The organism is Robbsia andropogonis (genome assembly GCF_000970345.1).
GTDB classification, from domain to species: Bacteria; Pseudomonadota; Gammaproteobacteria; order Burkholderiales; family Burkholderiaceae; genus Robbsia; species Robbsia andropogonis.
In genome coordinates, this window is record NZ_LAQU01000002.1 from 176,676 (window position 1) to 195,125 (window position 18,450).

The 18,450-nt window shown below is 56.2% G+C and carries 14 protein-coding genes and 1 pseudogene; 4 read left to right on the plus strand and 11 right to left on the minus strand.

What is annotated here, in order from left to right; all coding sequences use genetic code 11:
- Positions 1-353: 353 nt before the first annotated feature.
- The 8 genes from urtE to WM40_RS02765 all read right to left on the minus strand — a co-directional run bounded on the left by urtE (position 354) and on the right by WM40_RS02765 (position 9,575).
- On the minus strand, positions 354-1,046 hold the full coding sequence (urtE, locus tag WM40_RS02725; RefSeq protein ID WP_046152078.1) for an urea ABC transporter ATP-binding subunit UrtE: 693 nt from the start codon (positions 1,044-1,046) through the stop codon (positions 354-356).
- 19 nt (positions 1,047-1,065) lie between these two features.
- Positions 1,066-1,908: an urea ABC transporter ATP-binding protein UrtD gene (gene urtD / locus WM40_RS02730; protein WP_046152079.1), complete on the minus strand. Its 843-nt coding sequence runs from the start codon at positions 1,906-1,908 to the stop codon at positions 1,066-1,068.
- The gene (gene urtC / locus WM40_RS02735) at positions 1,908-3,161 is read right to left on the minus strand and encodes an urea ABC transporter permease subunit UrtC (RefSeq protein ID WP_082102394.1); all 1,254 of its coding nucleotides are present in this window, start codon (positions 3,159-3,161) and stop codon (positions 1,908-1,910) included. Before urtC ends, urtD begins: the two co-directional genes overlap by 1 nt.
- A gap of 3 nt (positions 3,162-3,164) precedes the next feature.
- A complete protein-coding gene (gene urtB / locus WM40_RS02740; RefSeq protein WP_046152167.1) occupies positions 3,165-4,766 on the minus strand; it encodes an urea ABC transporter permease subunit UrtB in 1,602 nt (533 codons plus the stop codon).
- 304 nt (positions 4,767-5,070) lie between these two features.
- Positions 5,071-6,372 (minus strand): urea ABC transporter substrate-binding protein, encoded by a 1,302-nt coding sequence (urtA, locus tag WM40_RS02745; protein ID WP_024904903.1) that lies wholly within the window; start codon positions 6,370-6,372, stop codon positions 5,071-5,073.
- Positions 6,373-6,997: 625 nt separating this feature from the next.
- Positions 6,998-7,594: a hypothetical protein gene (locus tag WM40_RS02750; protein ID WP_046152080.1), complete on the minus strand. Its 597-nt coding sequence runs from the start codon at positions 7,592-7,594 to the stop codon at positions 6,998-7,000.
- Positions 7,595-8,348: 754 nt separating this feature from the next.
- Complete coding sequence (gene pptA, locus WM40_RS02760) at positions 8,349-8,579, minus strand: tautomerase PptA (protein ID WP_046152082.1); 231 nt, start codon at positions 8,577-8,579, stop codon at positions 8,349-8,351.
- A 165-nt stretch (positions 8,580-8,744) separates the two neighbouring features.
- The gene (locus WM40_RS02765) at positions 8,745-9,575 is read right to left on the minus strand and encodes an oxidoreductase (protein ID WP_046152083.1); all 831 of its coding nucleotides are present in this window, start codon (positions 9,573-9,575) and stop codon (positions 8,745-8,747) included.
- 165 nt (positions 9,576-9,740) lie between these two features.
- Here WM40_RS02765 and WM40_RS02770 point away from each other — a divergent pair, with 165 nt between their 5' ends.
- A complete protein-coding gene (locus WM40_RS02770) occupies positions 9,741-10,652 on the plus strand; it encodes an AraC family transcriptional regulator (protein WP_046152168.1) in 912 nt (303 codons plus the stop codon).
- Positions 10,653-10,669: 17 nt separating this feature from the next.
- On the opposite strand, the gene WM40_RS27625 is transcribed toward WM40_RS02770, so the two are convergent.
- Positions 10,670-11,308: a hypothetical protein gene (locus WM40_RS27625; protein WP_052738138.1), complete on the minus strand. Its 639-nt coding sequence runs from the start codon at positions 11,306-11,308 to the stop codon at positions 10,670-10,672.
- 154 nt (positions 11,309-11,462) lie between these two features.
- Here WM40_RS27625 and WM40_RS02780 point away from each other — a divergent pair, with 154 nt between their 5' ends.
- Positions 11,463-12,269 (plus strand): alpha/beta hydrolase, encoded by an 807-nt coding sequence (locus WM40_RS02780; RefSeq protein ID WP_046152084.1) that lies wholly within the window; start codon positions 11,463-11,465, stop codon positions 12,267-12,269.
- A gap of 78 nt (positions 12,270-12,347) precedes the next feature.
- Here the strand turns inward: WM40_RS02780 and WM40_RS02785 are convergent.
- Positions 12,348-13,255, minus strand: a pseudogene (locus tag WM40_RS02785) (NAD-dependent epimerase/dehydratase family protein).
- Between the two features lie 407 nt (positions 13,256-13,662).
- On the opposite strand from WM40_RS02785, the gene WM40_RS02790 reads away from it, so the two are divergent.
- Positions 13,663-14,301 carry a hypothetical protein gene (locus tag WM40_RS02790; protein ID WP_046152085.1) on the plus strand — a complete coding sequence of 213 codons (639 nt, stop codon included), beginning with the start codon at positions 13,663-13,665 and terminating at the stop codon, positions 14,299-14,301.
- Positions 14,302-14,513: 212 nt separating this feature from the next.
- On the opposite strand, the gene WM40_RS29880 is transcribed toward WM40_RS02790, so the two are convergent.
- A complete protein-coding gene (locus WM40_RS29880; RefSeq protein ID WP_162199028.1) occupies positions 14,514-15,539 on the minus strand; it encodes a hypothetical protein in 1,026 nt (341 codons plus the stop codon).
- Positions 15,540-17,133: 1,594 nt separating this feature from the next.
- Here WM40_RS29880 and WM40_RS02800 point away from each other — a divergent pair.
- Positions 17,134-18,408: an amidohydrolase family protein gene (locus tag WM40_RS02800; protein WP_036012878.1), complete on the plus strand. Its 1,275-nt coding sequence runs from the start codon at positions 17,134-17,136 to the stop codon at positions 18,406-18,408.
- Positions 18,409-18,450: the final 42 nt, after the last annotated feature.

Consider the following 18,450-nt stretch of genomic DNA (forward strand, 5'->3'; position numbering starts at 1 on the left):
CACACCATCATTTAACATAATCATGACCGCACTATCCGCCGTTGCGGGGCTGTCTTAAATTGTCCGGTCGTGCTTTTGTTATTGACGTCGTTTTGCCGTTCGCTTTCTCTAGCATCGGGTGGCAGGCGACGAAGCCGCCTGCTCCAACGCGCTTTTTGTACCAGATCGTGCTAGCTGCCTCCCATGCTCCTGCGCTGAAGTAAGTCAGCCGCTGTTTCTTCCGTGTTGCAAACGCCTTTCCCACCCAAATGTCTTCACCACGATGCCTGCAAGATGGCAAAGGTTGCCGCGGGCGATGAGGTGATGTGGACGCCCTTTCACCCTCTTCAACCTATGCTTGGACGCGGGAACCATTAGACCGCGATCATCTCCCGTACACCGTGATCCACCATTTCCGCACCAGTACCGCCGGCGACGATTTCTCCACGCCGCATCACCCAATATTGATCCGCGAGCGCTTGCGCGAACTCATAATATTGCTCCACCAGCAGAATCGTCATCCCGAACTCGTCGACCAATCGACGTAGCGTCCGTCCGATATCGCTGATGATCGAAGGCTGAATGCCTTCCGTCGGCTCGTCGAGAATCAATAGTTCCGGCTCGCCCATCAGCGCCCGGCCGATCGCCAGTTGTTGCTGTTGTCCGCCCGATAAATCCCCGCCACGTCGGTGCCGCATGTCGTGGAGTACCGGGAACAACGCGTGAATCCGCTCAGGTACCTGCTTGGGAATGGTATGAGAGGCAGCGCCGATCAGCAGATTCTCCTCCACTGTCAGTCGCGGAAAAATATCCCGTCCTTGTGGCACATAGCCGAGACCACGCGCGACACGCGCAGGCGTTCCCAACCGCTCCAATGCTTCTCCTTGCCATTGAATGCTGCCGGTCTTCACCGGGGTCACACCCATCAAGCAACGCAATAGCGTCGACTTGCCCACGCCATTTCGGCCCAGCAGCACCGTGAGCTTGCCGGTAGGCACATGCAACGTCACGTCGCGGAGGATGTGACTGCCGCCATAGTATTGATTCAATCCCGCTACTTCCAGCATTGCCGCTCCTCGATTGTCGCTATCGGCCCAGATAGGATTCAATGACGCGCTCGTCACGCTTCACCTGGTCCAGCGTGCCTTCCGCAAGCACCGAGCCTTCCGCCATCACTGTGACCTTGCCGTGCGTTCCCGCCAGTGCGGCGACAAAATCCATGTCGTGCTCCACAACCATCATCGAGCACTGCCCCCGCAGCGTTTCCAGCAACGCGGCCAGCGCCATCGTTTCGTCGTCGGTGATGCCGGCCGCGGGTTCATCGAGGAGCAGCAATTGCGGCTCCTGCATCAATAACATGCCGATCTCCAATCGCTGTTTCTGGCCATGCGACAACAAGCCGGCCAGCGTGTATGCCTGCGCTTCCAATTGAATGGTCGACAACACGCGTTCGATGCGTGCCTGCGCGGTCTGATCGAGTTTCGAGCGCAACGCCGCCAGCCAGCGTTTATCGGATTTCATCGCCAGCTCCAGGTTTTCCCAAACCGGATGCTGTTCGAATACCGTTGGCTTCTGGAATTTGCGACCGATTCCGGCACGCGCGATTGTCGGTTCGTCCATGCGCCGCAAATCCAGCGTCTGCCCGAGGAACACCTTCCCGCTCTGCGGACGCGTCTTGCCCGTGATCACATCCATCATTGTCGTCTTGCCCGCGCCATTGGGGCCGATCACGCAACGCAGTTCCCCGGCATCGATCGACAACGTCAATTGCTTCAGTGCTTTGAAGCCATCAAAGCTGACACTGACATCCTCAAGGTAAAGGATGGGGCCATGCGACACATCGACCGTGCCAGGTTTTACGATATGCCCCAGACCAGAGGTCATATTGGCGGCCGCGCCGGACACCGGCTCCTTTGTGATATCCGTCATCACACCTTGCTCCTCTGCGTTGCCGAAGTGCCGTGGCCCGCTCGCGTCACGGTGTCGCCACCACCCTGAATGCGCTCGTCACCAGGCGATGTGCCTTCACCGCCGTAGCGGGCAGGCTTACGGAATACACCGGCCAAGCCGACGATGCCTTTGGGCAACAGAAGCGGTACGAGCACGAAGATTGCGCCAAGGAAGAACAGCCAATATTCCGGATACGCGTTGGTGAAAAACGTTTTGGCGAGATTCACCGCGATTGCACCGATAATCGGCCCGATCAAGGTACCGCGGCCACCCACCGCAACCCAGATCGCCATCTCGATCGAATTGCCCGGCGACATTTCGCTGGGATTGATGATGCCAACCTGTGGCACGTACAAAGCGCCAGCGATACCGCACAAGATCGCGGACAGTGTCCAGATGAACAGCTTGTAGGCAAGCGGACTGTAGCCCAGGAACATCAGTCGCGATTCACCGTCGCGAATAGCCGTCACAACGCGTCCCAGCCGCGAATTAACGATCCAGCGCAACGCGAGGAAAGCGATGATCAACACCGCGAACGTCAGCACGAACAACGCTACGCGCGTATGGTCATCAGTGATTGGAAAACCCGCTATGCGCTTGAAATCGGTGAAACCGTTGTTCCCGCCAAAACCGGTTTCATTGCGAAAAAAGAGCAGCATGGCCGCATATGTCAGCGCCTGCGTGATGATGGACAGATAGACGCCCTTGACCCGTGAGCGGAACGCAAAGAAACCGAAGATCCAGGCAATCAACGCCGGCGCCAACATGACGAGCAGCATGGCATAGAGCAAGTGCTGCGTGCCTTGCCAGTACCAGGGCAAAGCGTGCCAATCCAGAAACACCATGAAATCCGGAAGGTCGCTGCCGTACTTGCCCTCGTGGCCGATCGCACGCATCAGGTACATGCCGATCGCATAACCGCCCAAGGCGAAGAACAGACCATGGCCGAGACTGAGGATACCGCAATAGCCCCACACCAGGTCCAAGGCCATCGCCGCAATCGCATAGCACATCAGCTTGCCGCCAAGCGTGATCGCATACATCGACAAATGCCAGACACTGCCTTCAGGTGCCGATAATGCCGCAAATGGCGCGGCAACCCCCACGAGCAAGACGGCGATGAGCAAGCCAACCCAACCGGCACGTGACAGCAAACGTGCACGCTCGGGCAGACCCAGTGCAAACCCTTCCCCGGCCGATACCGAGGATGATGCAGCGGAAATGGGCACCATCGATCACACCTCCGCGCTGCGCCCTTTCAGGGCGAACAGGCCCTGGGGCCGTTTTTGAATGAATAGCACAACCAGCATCAGCACACAGATCTTTGCAAGCACCGCTCCCCAGAACGGCTCGATGGCCTTGCTGACAACGCCCAATCCGAATGCACCAATCACCGTGCCCGCCAATTGCCCTACGCCGCCGAGGACCACGGACATGAATGAATCGATGATGTAAGTCTGGCCAAGATCCGGACCGACGTTGCCAATTTGAGATAGTGCACAACCACCGAGTCCGGCAATGCCTGCGCCAAAAGCGAATGCGTAGCAGTCGACGCGCGCGGTGCGTACCCCGACGCAAGCGGCCATGCGGCGATTTTGCGTCACCGCGCGGATATACAGACCGAGTCTCGTCCGGTTCAACACCGCCCATGCCAGCACGATCACCGCCACGGAGAAAGCCAGTATAACAAGCCGGTTATAGGGCAAGATCAGTCCCGGCATTATCGCGATACCACCACTCATCCAGCTCGGGTTGGCCACTTGTACATTCTGCGCGCCGAACACCATCCGGGTTGCCTGCATCAGCAAGAGGCTGATGCCAAATGTGGTCAGCAACGTTTCCAGTGGTCTACCGTACAAGTGGCGGATGATCAGTCGCTCGATGACAACACCGGCCACCGCGGCCGCCAGGAACGACGCCGGCACCGCGAGTATCGGATACCATTCAATCGCATTGGGCAGGTATTTGACAAACACGTTTTGCACGACATACGTTGCATAAGCCCCGATCATCAGGAACTCGCCGTGCGCCATATTGATAACGCCAATCAAGCCATAAGTGATGGCCAAGCCCAGCGCCGCCAATAGTAAGACACTACCCAAACTCAGGCCAGCGAAGACGACACCTGCAATTTCAGCGCGTTTTTGCATCGACGCCAGTCGGTCGATACCGTCCTGCGCGGCCGCGCGGACACGGGCATCGCTTTCGGTATAGGCGCCTCCAGCCGTCTTCCGCGTCAGCGGACGCAACATCTCCAGACCGCCAATACGCCCGTTCTCCGCGATCAGTTGTACCGCCTTCAAACGTTTATCGGCGCTTGGATCGTGCAGCGCCGTCATGGCCCACAATGTTTCCAATTTGGCATGCAATACGGGATCGTGCTCCGATGCCAGCGCTGCATCAACTTGCGCCGCGGCACCCGGGTCGGGATTGCGCAACATCGCATCGATCGCCGCGCCGCGCACCGCCGGATCACTCGACGTCAGACGGCTTGCGGACGCGAAGCCATCGACGCGCGCCCGCAGCACATTGGGCAACGTGATCTGCTGCGCATTCCCCGCCTCATCAGCGCTGACTGCCTTATCGGTCAACGCATCACGGAAATTATCGCCATCGCCTAACAAGATGCGATTGCTGTCATTTACAAAGACATTATCCTTCGCAAGCGCCTGCAACAAGCGACTCGCCGTTGGATCGTGGCTGGCACGTGATGCCAATTGTGCGAGCGCCGCAGCCTTGGCGTCGAAGTCATCGCCAGCCAATGGTGCGAGATCACTATCCATGAGCGCATGCGTGGTCGTGCCGGTTGCTGCAGACGCATCCCGCACCGCCACCACGGAAGCGGCAAGGCCCGTGGATGCCGTCGAAGCGGCGGGCAAGGCGTCGGTGGCAAAAGCGGTTCCGCTTCCCGTCGCCACGGCGAGCAATAGAATAACGTCGCGTGCTACACGCAAAACAGAACGGGAAAGAAAAGAAGGTGCCGCAGTAAACGGCAATATCACGGTCGCGTTTGATGCTACAACGCACCGTGACGAAATGTGGGATTCGAGCATGAGTCAGGCCAACGTCCACTGCTGAGATAACCGGCAGGCGTGCATAGGTTCACGCCTGCCTCGTGCCATCAAAATGCCTTTGTTGCTTTCAGCCCAACCGACGCATCAAATCGGCAATTGGCGTGGCTTGTGCAACGACGTCCGGCTTCTTGTCGTTACCTGGAATGAATGGACTCCACGGCTGCGCCCGGATCGTGCCCTTCGTATGCCACACCACGTTGAATTGGCCGTCGGCGCGAACTTCACCGATCATTACCGGCTTGTGCAGATGGTGATTACCATCCATTTCCAGCGTGTAACCCGATGGCGCGGCAAACTTCTGCCCGATCATTGCCGTACGAACCTTGTCCACATCGGTGCTCTTGGCCTTCTCCACCGCCTGGCGCCACATGTGCATGCCGACATAGGTGGCTTCCATCGGATCGTTCGTGACCCGCTTGCTTCCGCCAGGCAGGTTGTTCTTTGCCACCCAGTCCGCGAACTGTTTCTTGAATTTCGTATTGACCGGATTACGTAGTGACATGAAATAGTTCCATGCGGCTAGATTTCCCACCAACGGCTTGGTGTCGATACCGCGCAACTCCTCTTCACCCACCGAGAATGCCACCACCGGCACATCTGTCGCCTTGAGGCCCTGATTGCCGAGTTCCTTGTAGAACGGCACGTTCGAATCGCCGTTGATCGTGGAGATCACGCAGGTTTTGCCGCCTTGGGCAAACGTCTTGATATTCGCGACGATGGTCTGATAATCGCTATGGCCAAACGGGGTATAAACTTCCTGGATATCCGTATCTTGCACACCCTTCGAATGCAGGAAAGCACGCAGAATCTTGTTTGTCGTGCGTGGATAGACGTAGTCCGTGCCCAAGAGAAAGAAGCGCTTTGCCGCCCCACCTTCCGCACTCATCAAATATTCCGTCGCAGGGATTGCCTGCTGGTTCGGCGCCGCACCCGTGTAGAAGACGTTACGCGACATCTCTTCGCCTTCATACTGCACGGGATAGAACAACAGGCCGTTCAGCTCTTCGAACACCGGCAATACGGACTTTCGCGACACCGAGGTCCAGCAACCAAACACGACCGCACACTTATCCTGCGTGATCAGTTGACGCGCTTTTTCGGCAAACAACGGCCAGTTCGATGCCGGGTCTACGACAACGGGTTCGATCTTGCGTCCCATCACCCCACCACTGGCATTGATTTCGGCAATGGTCATCAATGCCACGTCTTTCAGCGATGTTTCGGAAATCGCCATCGTACCCGACAGCGAATGCAGAATGCCGACCTTGATCGGGCCACTGCCACTTTGCGCGAACGCGCCCGGAATCTGTGCGGCAACGCCTGTCATGCCTGCTGCGGAAGCCATCTTTAAAAACGCACGTTTGTCCATTGCTTTCCTTTCGGTCAGATGAGTGCACGACGACCGTCGTGAGGTAACTAAAATGGGAGAAAGTTTCAGAAGATCCGCCCCGCGCGGATTGATTCGCTTGCCTGTTCCCGTGACAGCAGAGCATAACCGTTAATCAGCATTTACCACAATTGCATTTTCATATTTTACGTAGCAATACTAATTTATTGTGAAATCTTACGTTTGATCTTTTCTGTTTTTTTATTGCCACGTGCAACACGCCATGACAGCGAGCACGAAAGCACGTTATTGACCGGTGTGGGCGCAAAGAGAACCAATGCCTGTCTCCATATTGTGCATGTCCGGCATAGCATCGCCGCGTTATCGCACCTACGAATACAAGATATGTGCCAGCAAATTCGCACCAGATTGGCGCATTGAGGCAGATCCGGACACCCCGAAAATCACGGATTTGGCATTTTCTCTTCGAGACACTATTTATTTGCACAAAAATGCACCAAAGCAGGGCGACATGGGCGAACCCGTGCCGTGGTCTCGCAAGCGCAACATGCGCAATCGTCCACGACGAAACCCCTGGCGCCCATACTTGGCCCCGGCCAGGGCGCAGGAGTCCGTCACGCCGTTACGTCAGCAACGACATTCTCTCTCAGAAATCAATTCGCGCCGGATCATATAAGGGCTCGTCACTAAACACGACGTAGTCTTGCCATGTCTGGTTGACCAGTTGACCTTTGGCGATGAGATCTCCTACTTTCTGATTGTCCAGCGCGCCGCCCACCAGCGTTGGATTCACAGTGCTGTGATAATTGCCGCTTTCGAAGTCGTAAGCGGTGATGCCATCTTTTGTCATGAACTGCAAATCACGGTAGGTCGACGAACTGATGGACGCGCGGATAAACGTTGGGGTATCCAGTTTGGTGGAACGATACAACCAGAGTTCCGATTGGTAGGCACCGTCAAAGGGGCCGCGATTCAACCTGACATTCCGATACTCGAAAAACCCCCCGGAATCAAGATTAAAGAGGTGAAAACCCCACGCGTCCTGGATAACCAGCTGTCCGCCGGTCGCATTCCATTGCCGGACATTGATCTCGATCACGGGATTGGCCCCGTTCCCACGCCAGGCCAACGCCGTCAGCTCGTTCAGTGTCTTACCGTTATAAAAAGATGAAGGCGAATCCGGTGGCGCGCCCCATAGCGCTTTATCAGTCAGATACGTGCCGGTCTGCTGGTGTGGCATCATCACGTTATAGCAGTGAATACCGTCTGCATTAAGGATAACCAAGCTTTTATAGCCGGTGGTATTCGTTGGAAAAATAAAAACTTAAAACGTCGACCGGAAGCGTCCTGATTAGTAACAAGCCGGCTCGCGTCGTAGCCGTCGAACGCACCGCCCGACAACGGCTTGTTCACGAATGCCGACGGATCTCCAGGCTTATCGCCCCCGGCATTCCACCGGGTACTCCAGCTATACGGCGTGTAATAGTAAAAGGCCATATCTCGCTCCGTTTTCCTTTCGTTGATTGGAAAACAAAGCGTAGCAACGCAACCGTTGTTAAAGCGTTGATGAGGCCAATCGATATAATGCTGAAATGCAACGCTGTTCAGTGATTGAAAGCAGCCGACGTGCTAACCGTTCGGCGGCTTGACATGCAAGTCTATATAGAGAGCACCTGCGCCCGCACCATCTGCTGCTTCGCATAACGCATCGTTGGCAAGCCCACGAAGCGAGCGAACGCAACATTGAAAGTACTCGCGGAAGCGTACGCCTCATTAGCGCAAGCAGTCTTTGCCGATTGGGCGCAAGCGACCCAAGTCACCCACGCTATCGACGGACGTCGCGGAAGCGGTCTGGCGAGCCGTGACCGATCCGTCCTCACCCATGCGGATTCCGACCGACGAGGACGCCGTTACATGGTTCAACGCGTTACGTGGCACGACCGCGAATGGGAATCGCAGCCTGCACGGGCGGCGATTGTTTTCTGGAACGTTAGCCGTTATAGCTCGTAGCCTGGCTTGCGAACCAGCGTGTCCATCACCGCCTTGATACGCGGATCATAGACTTTCTCCTTCCACTCTTCGCGCGGAATCATCTCAATGGCCACCGAAATCGCGCTGTCGGAAGACCCCAGATGCTTTTTCAATACATCAGCAAGCGCTTCGCCAATGTCGTGCTTCTCTTTCGCGCTCAATTCGCGAGGATAAAGTTCAAGTGTGATGTGCGGCATTGTTCTCTACAGACGACGTCAAGGAAAGGGCTGGGAAGGGCAGGAACGGGTGCCTTCCCCTTTGTCGCGGGATCCCCCGCGCCGACATTCTGGCATGACTGGCGTCACTGCGCTCGCGTTCACCCTATTGCGCCCTTGCCGAGGTTACGCTTTTTCGGCACATGCTCAACCATCCGTCGATCGCGAGACGGCCTCCCATGCATCGATTTCCGCGGCAAGCGTCGAAAGCTTGCCCCTGACAAGCGCCAGCGCATCGCTTCCGAGCAACAGATGCGCCGGCGGCTTTTCACTTTCAATCGCCGCCAGCATGGCATGTGCCGCTTTTATGGGGTCTCCTTGCTGCTTCCCATTTTTCTCCTCGCGCGCTTTGCGGATCGGATCAAACAGCGCGTCGTAGTCCGGGATGGTGCGCGCGGTTCGTTGCATCGAGCGCCCCGCCCAATCGGTACGAAACGATCCCGGCGCCACCGCCGTCACGTGGATGCCGAACGGCAGCACTTCCTTCGCAACTACTTCGGATATGCCCTCCAATGCGAATTTGCTGCCACAGTAATAAGCAATACCCGGCATCGTGATGAACCCACCCATCGACGTAATATTCAGGATGTGACCACGGCGTCGTTGTCGCATATAAGGAATCACCGCTTTCATCATTGCGACCGCGCCGAACACATTCACGTCGAATTGCCGGCGCATGTCTTCCAACGATGATTCCTCCATCACCCCTTCATGACCATAGCCTGCGTTGTTGACAAGGACGTCCACCGCGCCCACCGACGTTTCGATGCCCGACACCGCGGCATCGATCGATGCAAATTCTGTGACGTCCAGCGTGATAGCGATGGCTTTGTGATCGCGTGCTTGGAAGTCGGTTCTTGCCGCCTCAGTCCGCACGGTGCCCACGACCCGGTAGCCTGCGGCCAGCGCCTCTTCGGCCAACGCGCGGCCGAACCCGCTGCTGACGCCCGTGATCAAAATCGTTTTACCCGATCCCATGCATTGCCTCTCGCGTTGATGAAATAAATTGCATGGTATTCTCATCATAGGCGCGCATTCAGACCAGATTCTGCAGAATTATTGCCTATTCCTATGATATCGCACCTCGCATCTTCCTCGACAGATCCCGTCGCGTCAGGCACCGCCATCGATGAACAATGCCGGATGGTCCATCTACTCAAGGCGCTAGCACCCACGGAAGGGTACAACCTGACCGCACTACCAGATGTGCGTCTTCTACGATCCGACCGTCCATTGACCCGCACACCGGTCCTTTACGATCCTGGGATCGTGATTGTTTGCCAGGGCACGAAGCGTGGATTTTTTGGTGATCGAATCTATCAATACGACGCACAGCACTACTTGTCCGTGGCCGTACCCGTGCCGTTCTCGATGGAAACGGACGCCACACAGGCGCATCCGCTACTGGCAATCTATATGCATCTGAATTTCCAACTCGCCGCCGAGTTGATTTTGCAAATCGATGCACACAACATGCCGTCAGGTCAGGATTCGCCGCAACCGATGATGTCCAGTCCGATGGACGCATCGCTGCGTGCATCAGTGCTACGATTTCTGGAAGCAATGGCGCACCCCAGAGACGCGGCAATACTCGGCCCGATGCTGGTCCGGGAAATCTACTATCGCGTCTTTACCGGCAGCCAGGGCAATGCCATGCGAGGCGCATTGGCAATGCGAGGCCAATTCGGGAAAATAGGGCGCGCGCTGGAGCGCATTCACGCGGGCTACGCCGAGCCGCTCAATCTGACGATGCTGTGCGATGAAGCAGGCATGAGCATGCCCACGTTCCATAGCCATTTCAAGGCGATTACCCATACCTCGCCAATGCAGTACGTGAAATCGATTCGACTCCATCAGGCGAGGTTACTGATGGTGCGCCAGGACATGACGGCCGAAGCAGCGAGTCACGCGGTAGGCTATGCCAGCCCATCGCAATTCAACCGCGAGTTCAAGCGCCTTTTCGGGTCGACGCCGGCATCCGAAACCAGGCGCATGCGCACGACCTTCGCGCTGCCGCCGGCGTTTGCCGACGCCAAGTTCGTCTCGTCACACTGATAGGTGCTCGCGTCACGCTAATCGAGATGCAGGGAACCTGCCATTTTCGTGATGATGGGCCCCCAGAGCGCCTGTTCCGCTACAGGGTACGTGAATGATACGACAGCCAGCGTCTCGTCGCGGATAATCATCTTCTCGTAGACAATTTCGTTGTCTTCCGTCTTGCACGAAAACGCGACAAGATCGCGCTTGCTGACTTCGTAGCTGGCAGGTTGACCATTGCAAGCCCCCTCTTCCTCTCCTTGGAGCAATGCAACAGGCGTGTCATCGGTCGCATTGTATCGGCCCCACACCGCGACGCGTGCACCGCCTGTCTTGGCCGAAAATGCGAGACCGTCGCCGTCGTCCGCTTCCTTTCCGGGCGTAAGTAAATCGTCAGGATACGCAATTGAATATCCGTATCGAGCGTTTGCGTACGTGGCAAAGCCCCTTTGCTCAGACGCGCTCGATGCGCCGGGCACTTCCTCTACGTCTCCCGCTGCAGCCAAAGGCAATGTCGTTGCACCGGATGCGGACACTGTTGAAGCAGGCTCGATTGCAATGCAGAAAATGCCATGCAATCCGAGACAAATCGGCAAAAGGCAACGAGTCAACACGGTCCGGATCGACATGGATATCAAGGCAGCGGGTGGGGCGGCAACGGCGTCGACAATCATCGCACTTTCAATAGAAAGCGTCCACCGACTCGTATCTGTGCACCTTGGCGGCGAAGTACCAGAACGCCAGGCCGAATCGTGCATCAAAGCATATCCATCCTGTTGACTTTATACTCGGAGAGAGATCTGAAACCCAGAACAAGTGAGTGGCGGCATGCGTTTAATATCTTACGTCGTAGGATTGGCGATTGCCATCTATCTAGCCTCGGGGCTCGGCCTGTTCCTGATGCAGGACCGCATGCTGTTGCCCTCGACGCCTTATGCACCGGATTTGCGATCGGTGCCACATCCCGCTGAAAGCATCGATGTGTGGCGTGCGCATGATCAATACGCCGGCTACATCGTAACGCCAATCGGACGCTCGCTTCGCGGCACCGTCATTGTCTATCACGGCAATGAGGAATCGGCGGAAAACAAGTTGCCGCTCGCCGATGTATTTTCTCATATTGGTTATCGCGTCATCATTGCCGAATATCCTGGACACGGCCGCCGACAAGGGCCGCGCCTGATGAGCGCGGCATTGACCGCATCGCGCGAAACGCTGGCCACTGCGCTTGCGAAATGGGGCGGTCCGGTCTATCTGGTCGGGGAGTCCCTCGGCGCCGGCATGGCGTCGCAGGTGGTGCAAGGCAATGAAGCTGCTATTGCGGGGGTCGTACTCTTCACACCGTGGGATTCGCTCGCTAATGTCGCCGCTGAAAAATATCCCATCTTTCCGGTACGCTGGTTGTTGCACAATGACTTCGATTCGATCGCCGCGGTATCGCATTACCGCGGACCGCTGGTAATCGTGGGCGCGCAGGAAGACACGCTCATTCCCGTGGATCACGCTCGCCATTTTGCCAACGCGCATACAGCCAGCAAGTTGCTGCTGTTGCCGTCGGCGAATCACGATAATTGGTTCGATGCAATGACGCGGAATAACTGGCAGGATTTACTGCGAACGTTGCGGGCCGTTTGACAAGTGTTCAAAGAATGGCGGGTTCAGCAAGTTTGCCCCCCGCTCCTGAACGTTCGATCCGCATCAAACGCAGCCCCGTCAAGTCGCGACCATCTCGCCGATGATCCAATCGATCACCGACGTCCTGCGTGGCTGCCAGCCCAACTGCGACCGAGTGTACTTACTTCGCACGCGGCTGTTGGAGCCCAGTGCATAGGACGCCATCTCGTACCCCCACTCCTCCTTTGCAGCATCGAGCGGCCAATCCTGCGCAACCCCGAGGTGCAACGCGGTGGCAATTGCTGCCGTCATGTCCCGGAACGAGGCTTCACCGCTTTCCACGAAGAAAAAACTCGCGCCGGGCGCGCGGTCTGCCTTCTCCAGCGCCAATGCATACAGTTCGGCAACATCATCGATGTGTACATTGGACCACCGATTCACACCAGGACCCACATGTCGAACGACTCCGCTCTTCTTCGCTTGTCCGACGAAGCGCGGCAACTGCACACTACGTGTGCCTGGCACCACGCCATGGCCGTAGATCAGCGTATTGCACAACACCACGGAACGGACACCTCGATGCACGGCGTCGCGCACCTTCGTATCGATGGCAACGCGCGCAACCTTGTCCGGCGTGGGCATCGGCAACGTGTCCTCATCGTAGATCGCATCCGACGGCAAGCCACCGGACGCGTCACCCACAATGCTTGAACCACTCGTGTGCAGGAAGGCCTTTCCGCTGCCAGCCAAAGCCGCGAGTACCGCATCAATGGCACCTTGATGGTCACTGTCCGCAGCATTGATTACGGCATCCGCAGCCGCAGCCTGCATGGTCAGCAAACCGGTATCCTCCAAGCTACCTAGGATCGGCGTGATGCCAAGTGCTTCCAAAGCCGCTTTTGCTCCGCACGACGAATCAGTCCACTGACCTGATTGCCCCGCATAGCCAAATGCGCAGCGATACCGCCGCCGATGAATCCTCCAGCGCCTGTTACGAAAACCCGCATGATCAACTCCTTCAAGATAGTACGACGTGTCCGATGAGACCGAACCTGGCATCGATATCCCATCAAGCGGGGCACTTTCGCATATACGCGGATATTTTCAAATCATATTTGATTCGTAGTCGATAATATAGACTGCTCGATTAGTCTGATGTGACAGCACGCATCAGTTGTAGGCAGTGAGGCATATTTACCGTTTTGCGAAACAGCATATTCAACGACCCTCATTTTACATTCATACGTAACACCATTGCGCTGAGCAGCCACGTGCTCGGAAGATCATGCCGGTCACGTAGCTGCGGCGAACAGAGGTCACGTGAGTAACGGTGAAACGGTTGCCCGACAGTTGGAACTATCGCAATGCTTTGGCCACTTAATCGGCTCAAAACTAGTCTATATGAGGTTACCCAATGAGCATGATTGATAGCAAAGGCCCCGAAGTTGTCTGGGCCCCGAGTACAACAGAAAATGCGCCTCCTGCCTCCACCAAAGCGGCGCCTTTGAGCAATGCCGATGTCCGGAACAGCTACAACGATGGCGTCACTTCGGCTTACGAAGACAGTTTCAAGACAAAGTTCAAGGAATTTCACGACAAGGAACAGTGCTTTGGCGATAACCTGGCACGTGAGGCGTTTGACGCACGCTCGAAGATCAAAGCAGATCACCAGGCGCAAACATCCACTTTGGGGCGCTTTGCGATTTGGGTACGAAATCTATTTACGTATGGCGGCGCCAACGCAAGCTACAGCGGTTTGAGCAAAAGCAAGAACCCGGAGGAGATTGCGTATTCGGCTTTCAAGACCGACGGCAGCGACCTGGGTTTGAAAGGCAACGGCTTCGGCGAGAAGCTGGAAGTCTGGAAAGCAATCAGGGACGTAACCACGCTGTATCCCGAAGACGTTACCCCTGCCATGATTGCGGTCTTCAAGGCGCAGCCCCGAGGGAAAGTGGACGTTGATGCCATCCTCGCCGCACGTACGGACATTTCCGCCAACCCGGCCCTGAATCTGTTTGATGTGAAGTCGGACAATAGACGACATTACATTTAAACGCGATGTCACCAAAAAGCGAAGTGGCTAAAGGCACGCGTTTAAATAAACTTAATAGCACCATGGCGCGGTGACCACGTTGGTTAATCCGACGTTATCCGCGGCGCGGCGCTTGTCCATCTCTTTTCATTCGATTTAAAAAAAGCAGCGCCAACACCAATAGATCGTCGATGTGCTGCGGATACGCCACGGCCCGCTATTGTAATAGCGTCCTATTGATCAAAATAAAAGTGAAGAGGAGGAAAACCGAGCGCATCATGGGGTGCCGCCAGCGGGTCTACGTCAATCAAGTTATCGTCGTCTGCGCCCTCCTTCATCCTGAAATCGAGATATTCAAGGCGTTCTCCACCTGGATTTGCAATAGCTACCGGGGCTGTCGGAACGGTGACTAAAAATACGGATAACTTTTCGTCCAGCGTCGGAGGAAGTGCACCGTAGGTTGAAACGATGGCATTTCGTTTAACCCCCGCGAGTAATAAATCACGAAGAATTTCTTGCCAGATCAGATCATCGAGCAACGCTCGCATTTGCTCGTCATCATCGCATAATCGGTACGCATCAGGGATTGCCAATTCGCCTTTTGCAATACGGCGAACATGATAGTGCAAGATTGCCCATTCGAGATTATTGCGATATATATCACGCAAATCAAATCGATCGCAGAACGTAACCAGTCCCGCTTTTCCCGCGACAATACAATCCGGAAGAATTTCCCAGATCTTTGCAACCTGCTCGACAATGACCGCCGAAAACGTATCGCTTGGCGCCACGGCTGACGAGGCCGGATCGCGAAGGAAAAAGTTCACTCGCATACGAAGGGCGGTGTCGTCGAAAAGAAGATGAAGCTGCAACCGGTGTTCTGGATCATTGGTGTCCGCCACGTCCGTGTAAAATTCCCGAGGAAGGGAGGTCAGCGTGTCCAATACGTCCCCCCAGTACCGTATCGGTATGGCACTAAAAACATGGGCGGCTATTTTTCCGATACGCTGCTTGACCGTCCATCGAACCCCATTGTCTTCTCTCAAGACCAGGTTTGCCCACATCTGGATGAGCGCGGCGTCGGCACGTGCGGCCAGCTTTACTTGATTCGCGGCCCGACACTGGGCCACGACCTCGTCACGCCAGACGGCGAACTCTCCAATGAGTCGTTCGTAAGCGCCTCTTGTGACGACGCGATCGAACATCGCATTGCCGGCGACCGTGTCGTGCAGGCCCACCGTATTCGCAAGACGATGCATCAATACCGGGTGCGTCTGCCATGGTGCTTGCGTTCGTACCGCAGCACAGATTCCTCGCCAGTCTCCACCGATTTGGTCGACGTCGGTTTGATGATAGAAACGCCAAAAGACCCACTGTTTATCTAGATCGGAACCCAACGCGTTTAATGTGTCGGCTTCGAGCCTGGAAAACAGGGGTTGCAGTCTCGGCCACGCCTCCAAGGCCCAACGTAGCGTATTGTCGCGTGGCCTCTCATCGTCACTGTCGAGGTTTTTTCGTACAAATGGCGCGATCTCGACAACATGACGCTTGAGTACCCGATTCAAAAACGCTTCGTCATCGGATCGCCATCTGTCGCACAGGCACGTTGCCGCTTGCCAGTTCCGCAATGTTGGATACCGCGCGATCACACTGACCAGGATGTCGTCCAACGCAACGCCCTGCTCCTGCGTCGCGCCAAAGTCGCAATGCATCCGCTCGGCGATGTTGCATTGATCCGCTATTTGAAGCAATCTGCGGCTCATTAACGCCATTAAGCCCGTTGACCAACGAGGTGAATTTTCTCCCATTCCACCACAGAAATTATCCAGAAGCGCGCCACGAGCGAACGGTTTCGGCAATTCCGCCATGTCCCCGATTAGCACGGTTTCCGCCAGCATCTCCTCCAAGGCAGACGGGCGACAGGAAGTTGGCAACCTGCATAGAAAAGTCAGAGCGATATTCACTCCTCGGCTCCTCTGCCATCCTCCTGGGTCCTGGACGCCATACCAGGCGCTGATCAGCAAGTCCCGCGTACGCGCCGCACGTGCGTCGTCGCTCAGTCGGGATGTATCTGCCTGGTGCACCACGGTGATCGCGCGTTCCCATTGTGCATTCAAGGCGTCCCGGTCGCGTACTTCGATCTTTCGTACTTTCCGTGAAAGCACCCTGAGCAATGCAGGTTGCCAGCTGTCATATTCCGTCAAGATCGCCTGCAAGGCAGCGCAGATTCCCAGGCCGTCCCTGGCACCCCTGATTGCTTCCCACGTCTTCGTATCGGATCGAATAATGGATGGGGCGACAACGCTGACCTGGGCCAGCCGGAAAAATCGTACACCGATAAAAACCGGTAATGCTAAAAATAACGTCCCGCGGCAAATCAAACAAGTCGAAACCAGCGAGAAACCACGGTAGTCTTTCTGTTGTTGGTCTCTGCCGAAGAAGAAGGGCCGCCTCCGCCATATGGCGACTGCGTTCTTCGTCGCCCCGCAAAAAATCATCGGGCGTTTCCCTATCTTCTTGTCTTGCGCGCGTGCTGTCGTCCACAAGCGGCACAACCGGGGTACCTGCCCCATTCATACCGATGTTCGAAGCGCGAACGCCGTCCATGATTTTTCCCTTTGAATGGAAATGATTTGGAGATTAGCAGCGCGCTGCCTGCTTTTCATGCACTATTACCTGCCACGAACGAACAATTCGTTATGCGCGCGATTTTTGCGGCGTGCGGCGGACGGGTATCCGCACGAACTTACGATGACAAGCGCCGCCACACATCAGACCCATCGTCCTAAACCTTGGTGTTTGCCCGATAATGACAACACTATTCCAGGTTTCCGTTACAGAGGGAGCATGCCGATGCACTTCGACCTTATCATTCGTAACGCCACACTTCCAGACGGCCGTACTGGCATCGACATCGCGGTCGACAATGAGAAGATCGTTAAAATCGCGCCATCGATCGCCGCAGAGGCCGGCGAGGACATCGACGCGACAGGTCGACTGGTTTCTCCGCCGTTTGTCGACCCGCACTTTCACATGGATGCGACGTTGTCGATGGGAACACCACGAATGAACGTGTCAGGGACGCTGTTGGAGGGCATCACGCTCTGGGGCGAGCTTCGGTCCACATTGACGCGTGATGCCGTGGTCGAGCGGGCACTGAAATACTGCGACATCGCCATTTCGCAAGGCCTGCTGCATATCCGCAGTCACGTCGACATAAGCGATCCACGGCTTATTACAGTCGAAGGCCTGCTCGAAGTACGACAAAAGATCGCACCCTATATCGACCTCCAACTTGTCGCGTTTCCGCAAGACGGGTACTACCGGTCGCCAGGTGCGGTCGACGCGTTGAACCGGGCCCTTGACATGGGCGTGGACGTGGTCGGTGGCATCCCGCACTTCGAGCGAACCATGGCGCAAGGCGCTGCATCGGTGGAGGCGTTGTGCCGCATCGCAGCTGACCGGGGCTTGCCGGTGGACATGCACTGCGATGAAACCGACGATCCGATGTCGCGCCACATTGAAACACTGTCAAGTGAAACGATACGCTTCGGCCTCCAAGGACGCGTGGCGGGTTCGCATCTCACCTCAATGCATTCGATGGACAACTATTATGTCTCCAAGCTTATCCCATTAATGGCAGAGGCGGACATCCAGGTCATTTCCAATCCGTTGATCAATATCATGCTGCAAGGGCGCCATGATACCTATCCAAAACGTCGCGGTATGACACGGGTTCGAGAGCTGATGGACGCCGGACTGAATGTCGCATTCGGACATGATTGCGTGATGGACCCATGGTACTCGATGGGTGCCGCCGATATGCTGGAAGTGGGTCATATGGCTATCCACGTGGCGCAAATGGCCGGCGTAGAGGACCGGAAACGCATATTTGACGCGTTGACCGTCAACGGCGCGAAAGCAATCGGTCTGGACGGCTATGGCATTGCGGAAGGGTGCAACGCAGATCTCGTCGTACTGCAAGCCAGAGACCCCTTGGAGGCGCTTCGCCTGAAGGCAAACCGTCTCTTCGTCATCCGACGCGGCAAAATCATCGCGCGGGGTACACCGCGCGTAAGCGAATTACTGGTGCAAGGGCAGTCAAGACGAATCGACCTCGCGGCATGATTCTGGTGATATGCTCTACTGATCCGCTATTGTTCGGAGGTC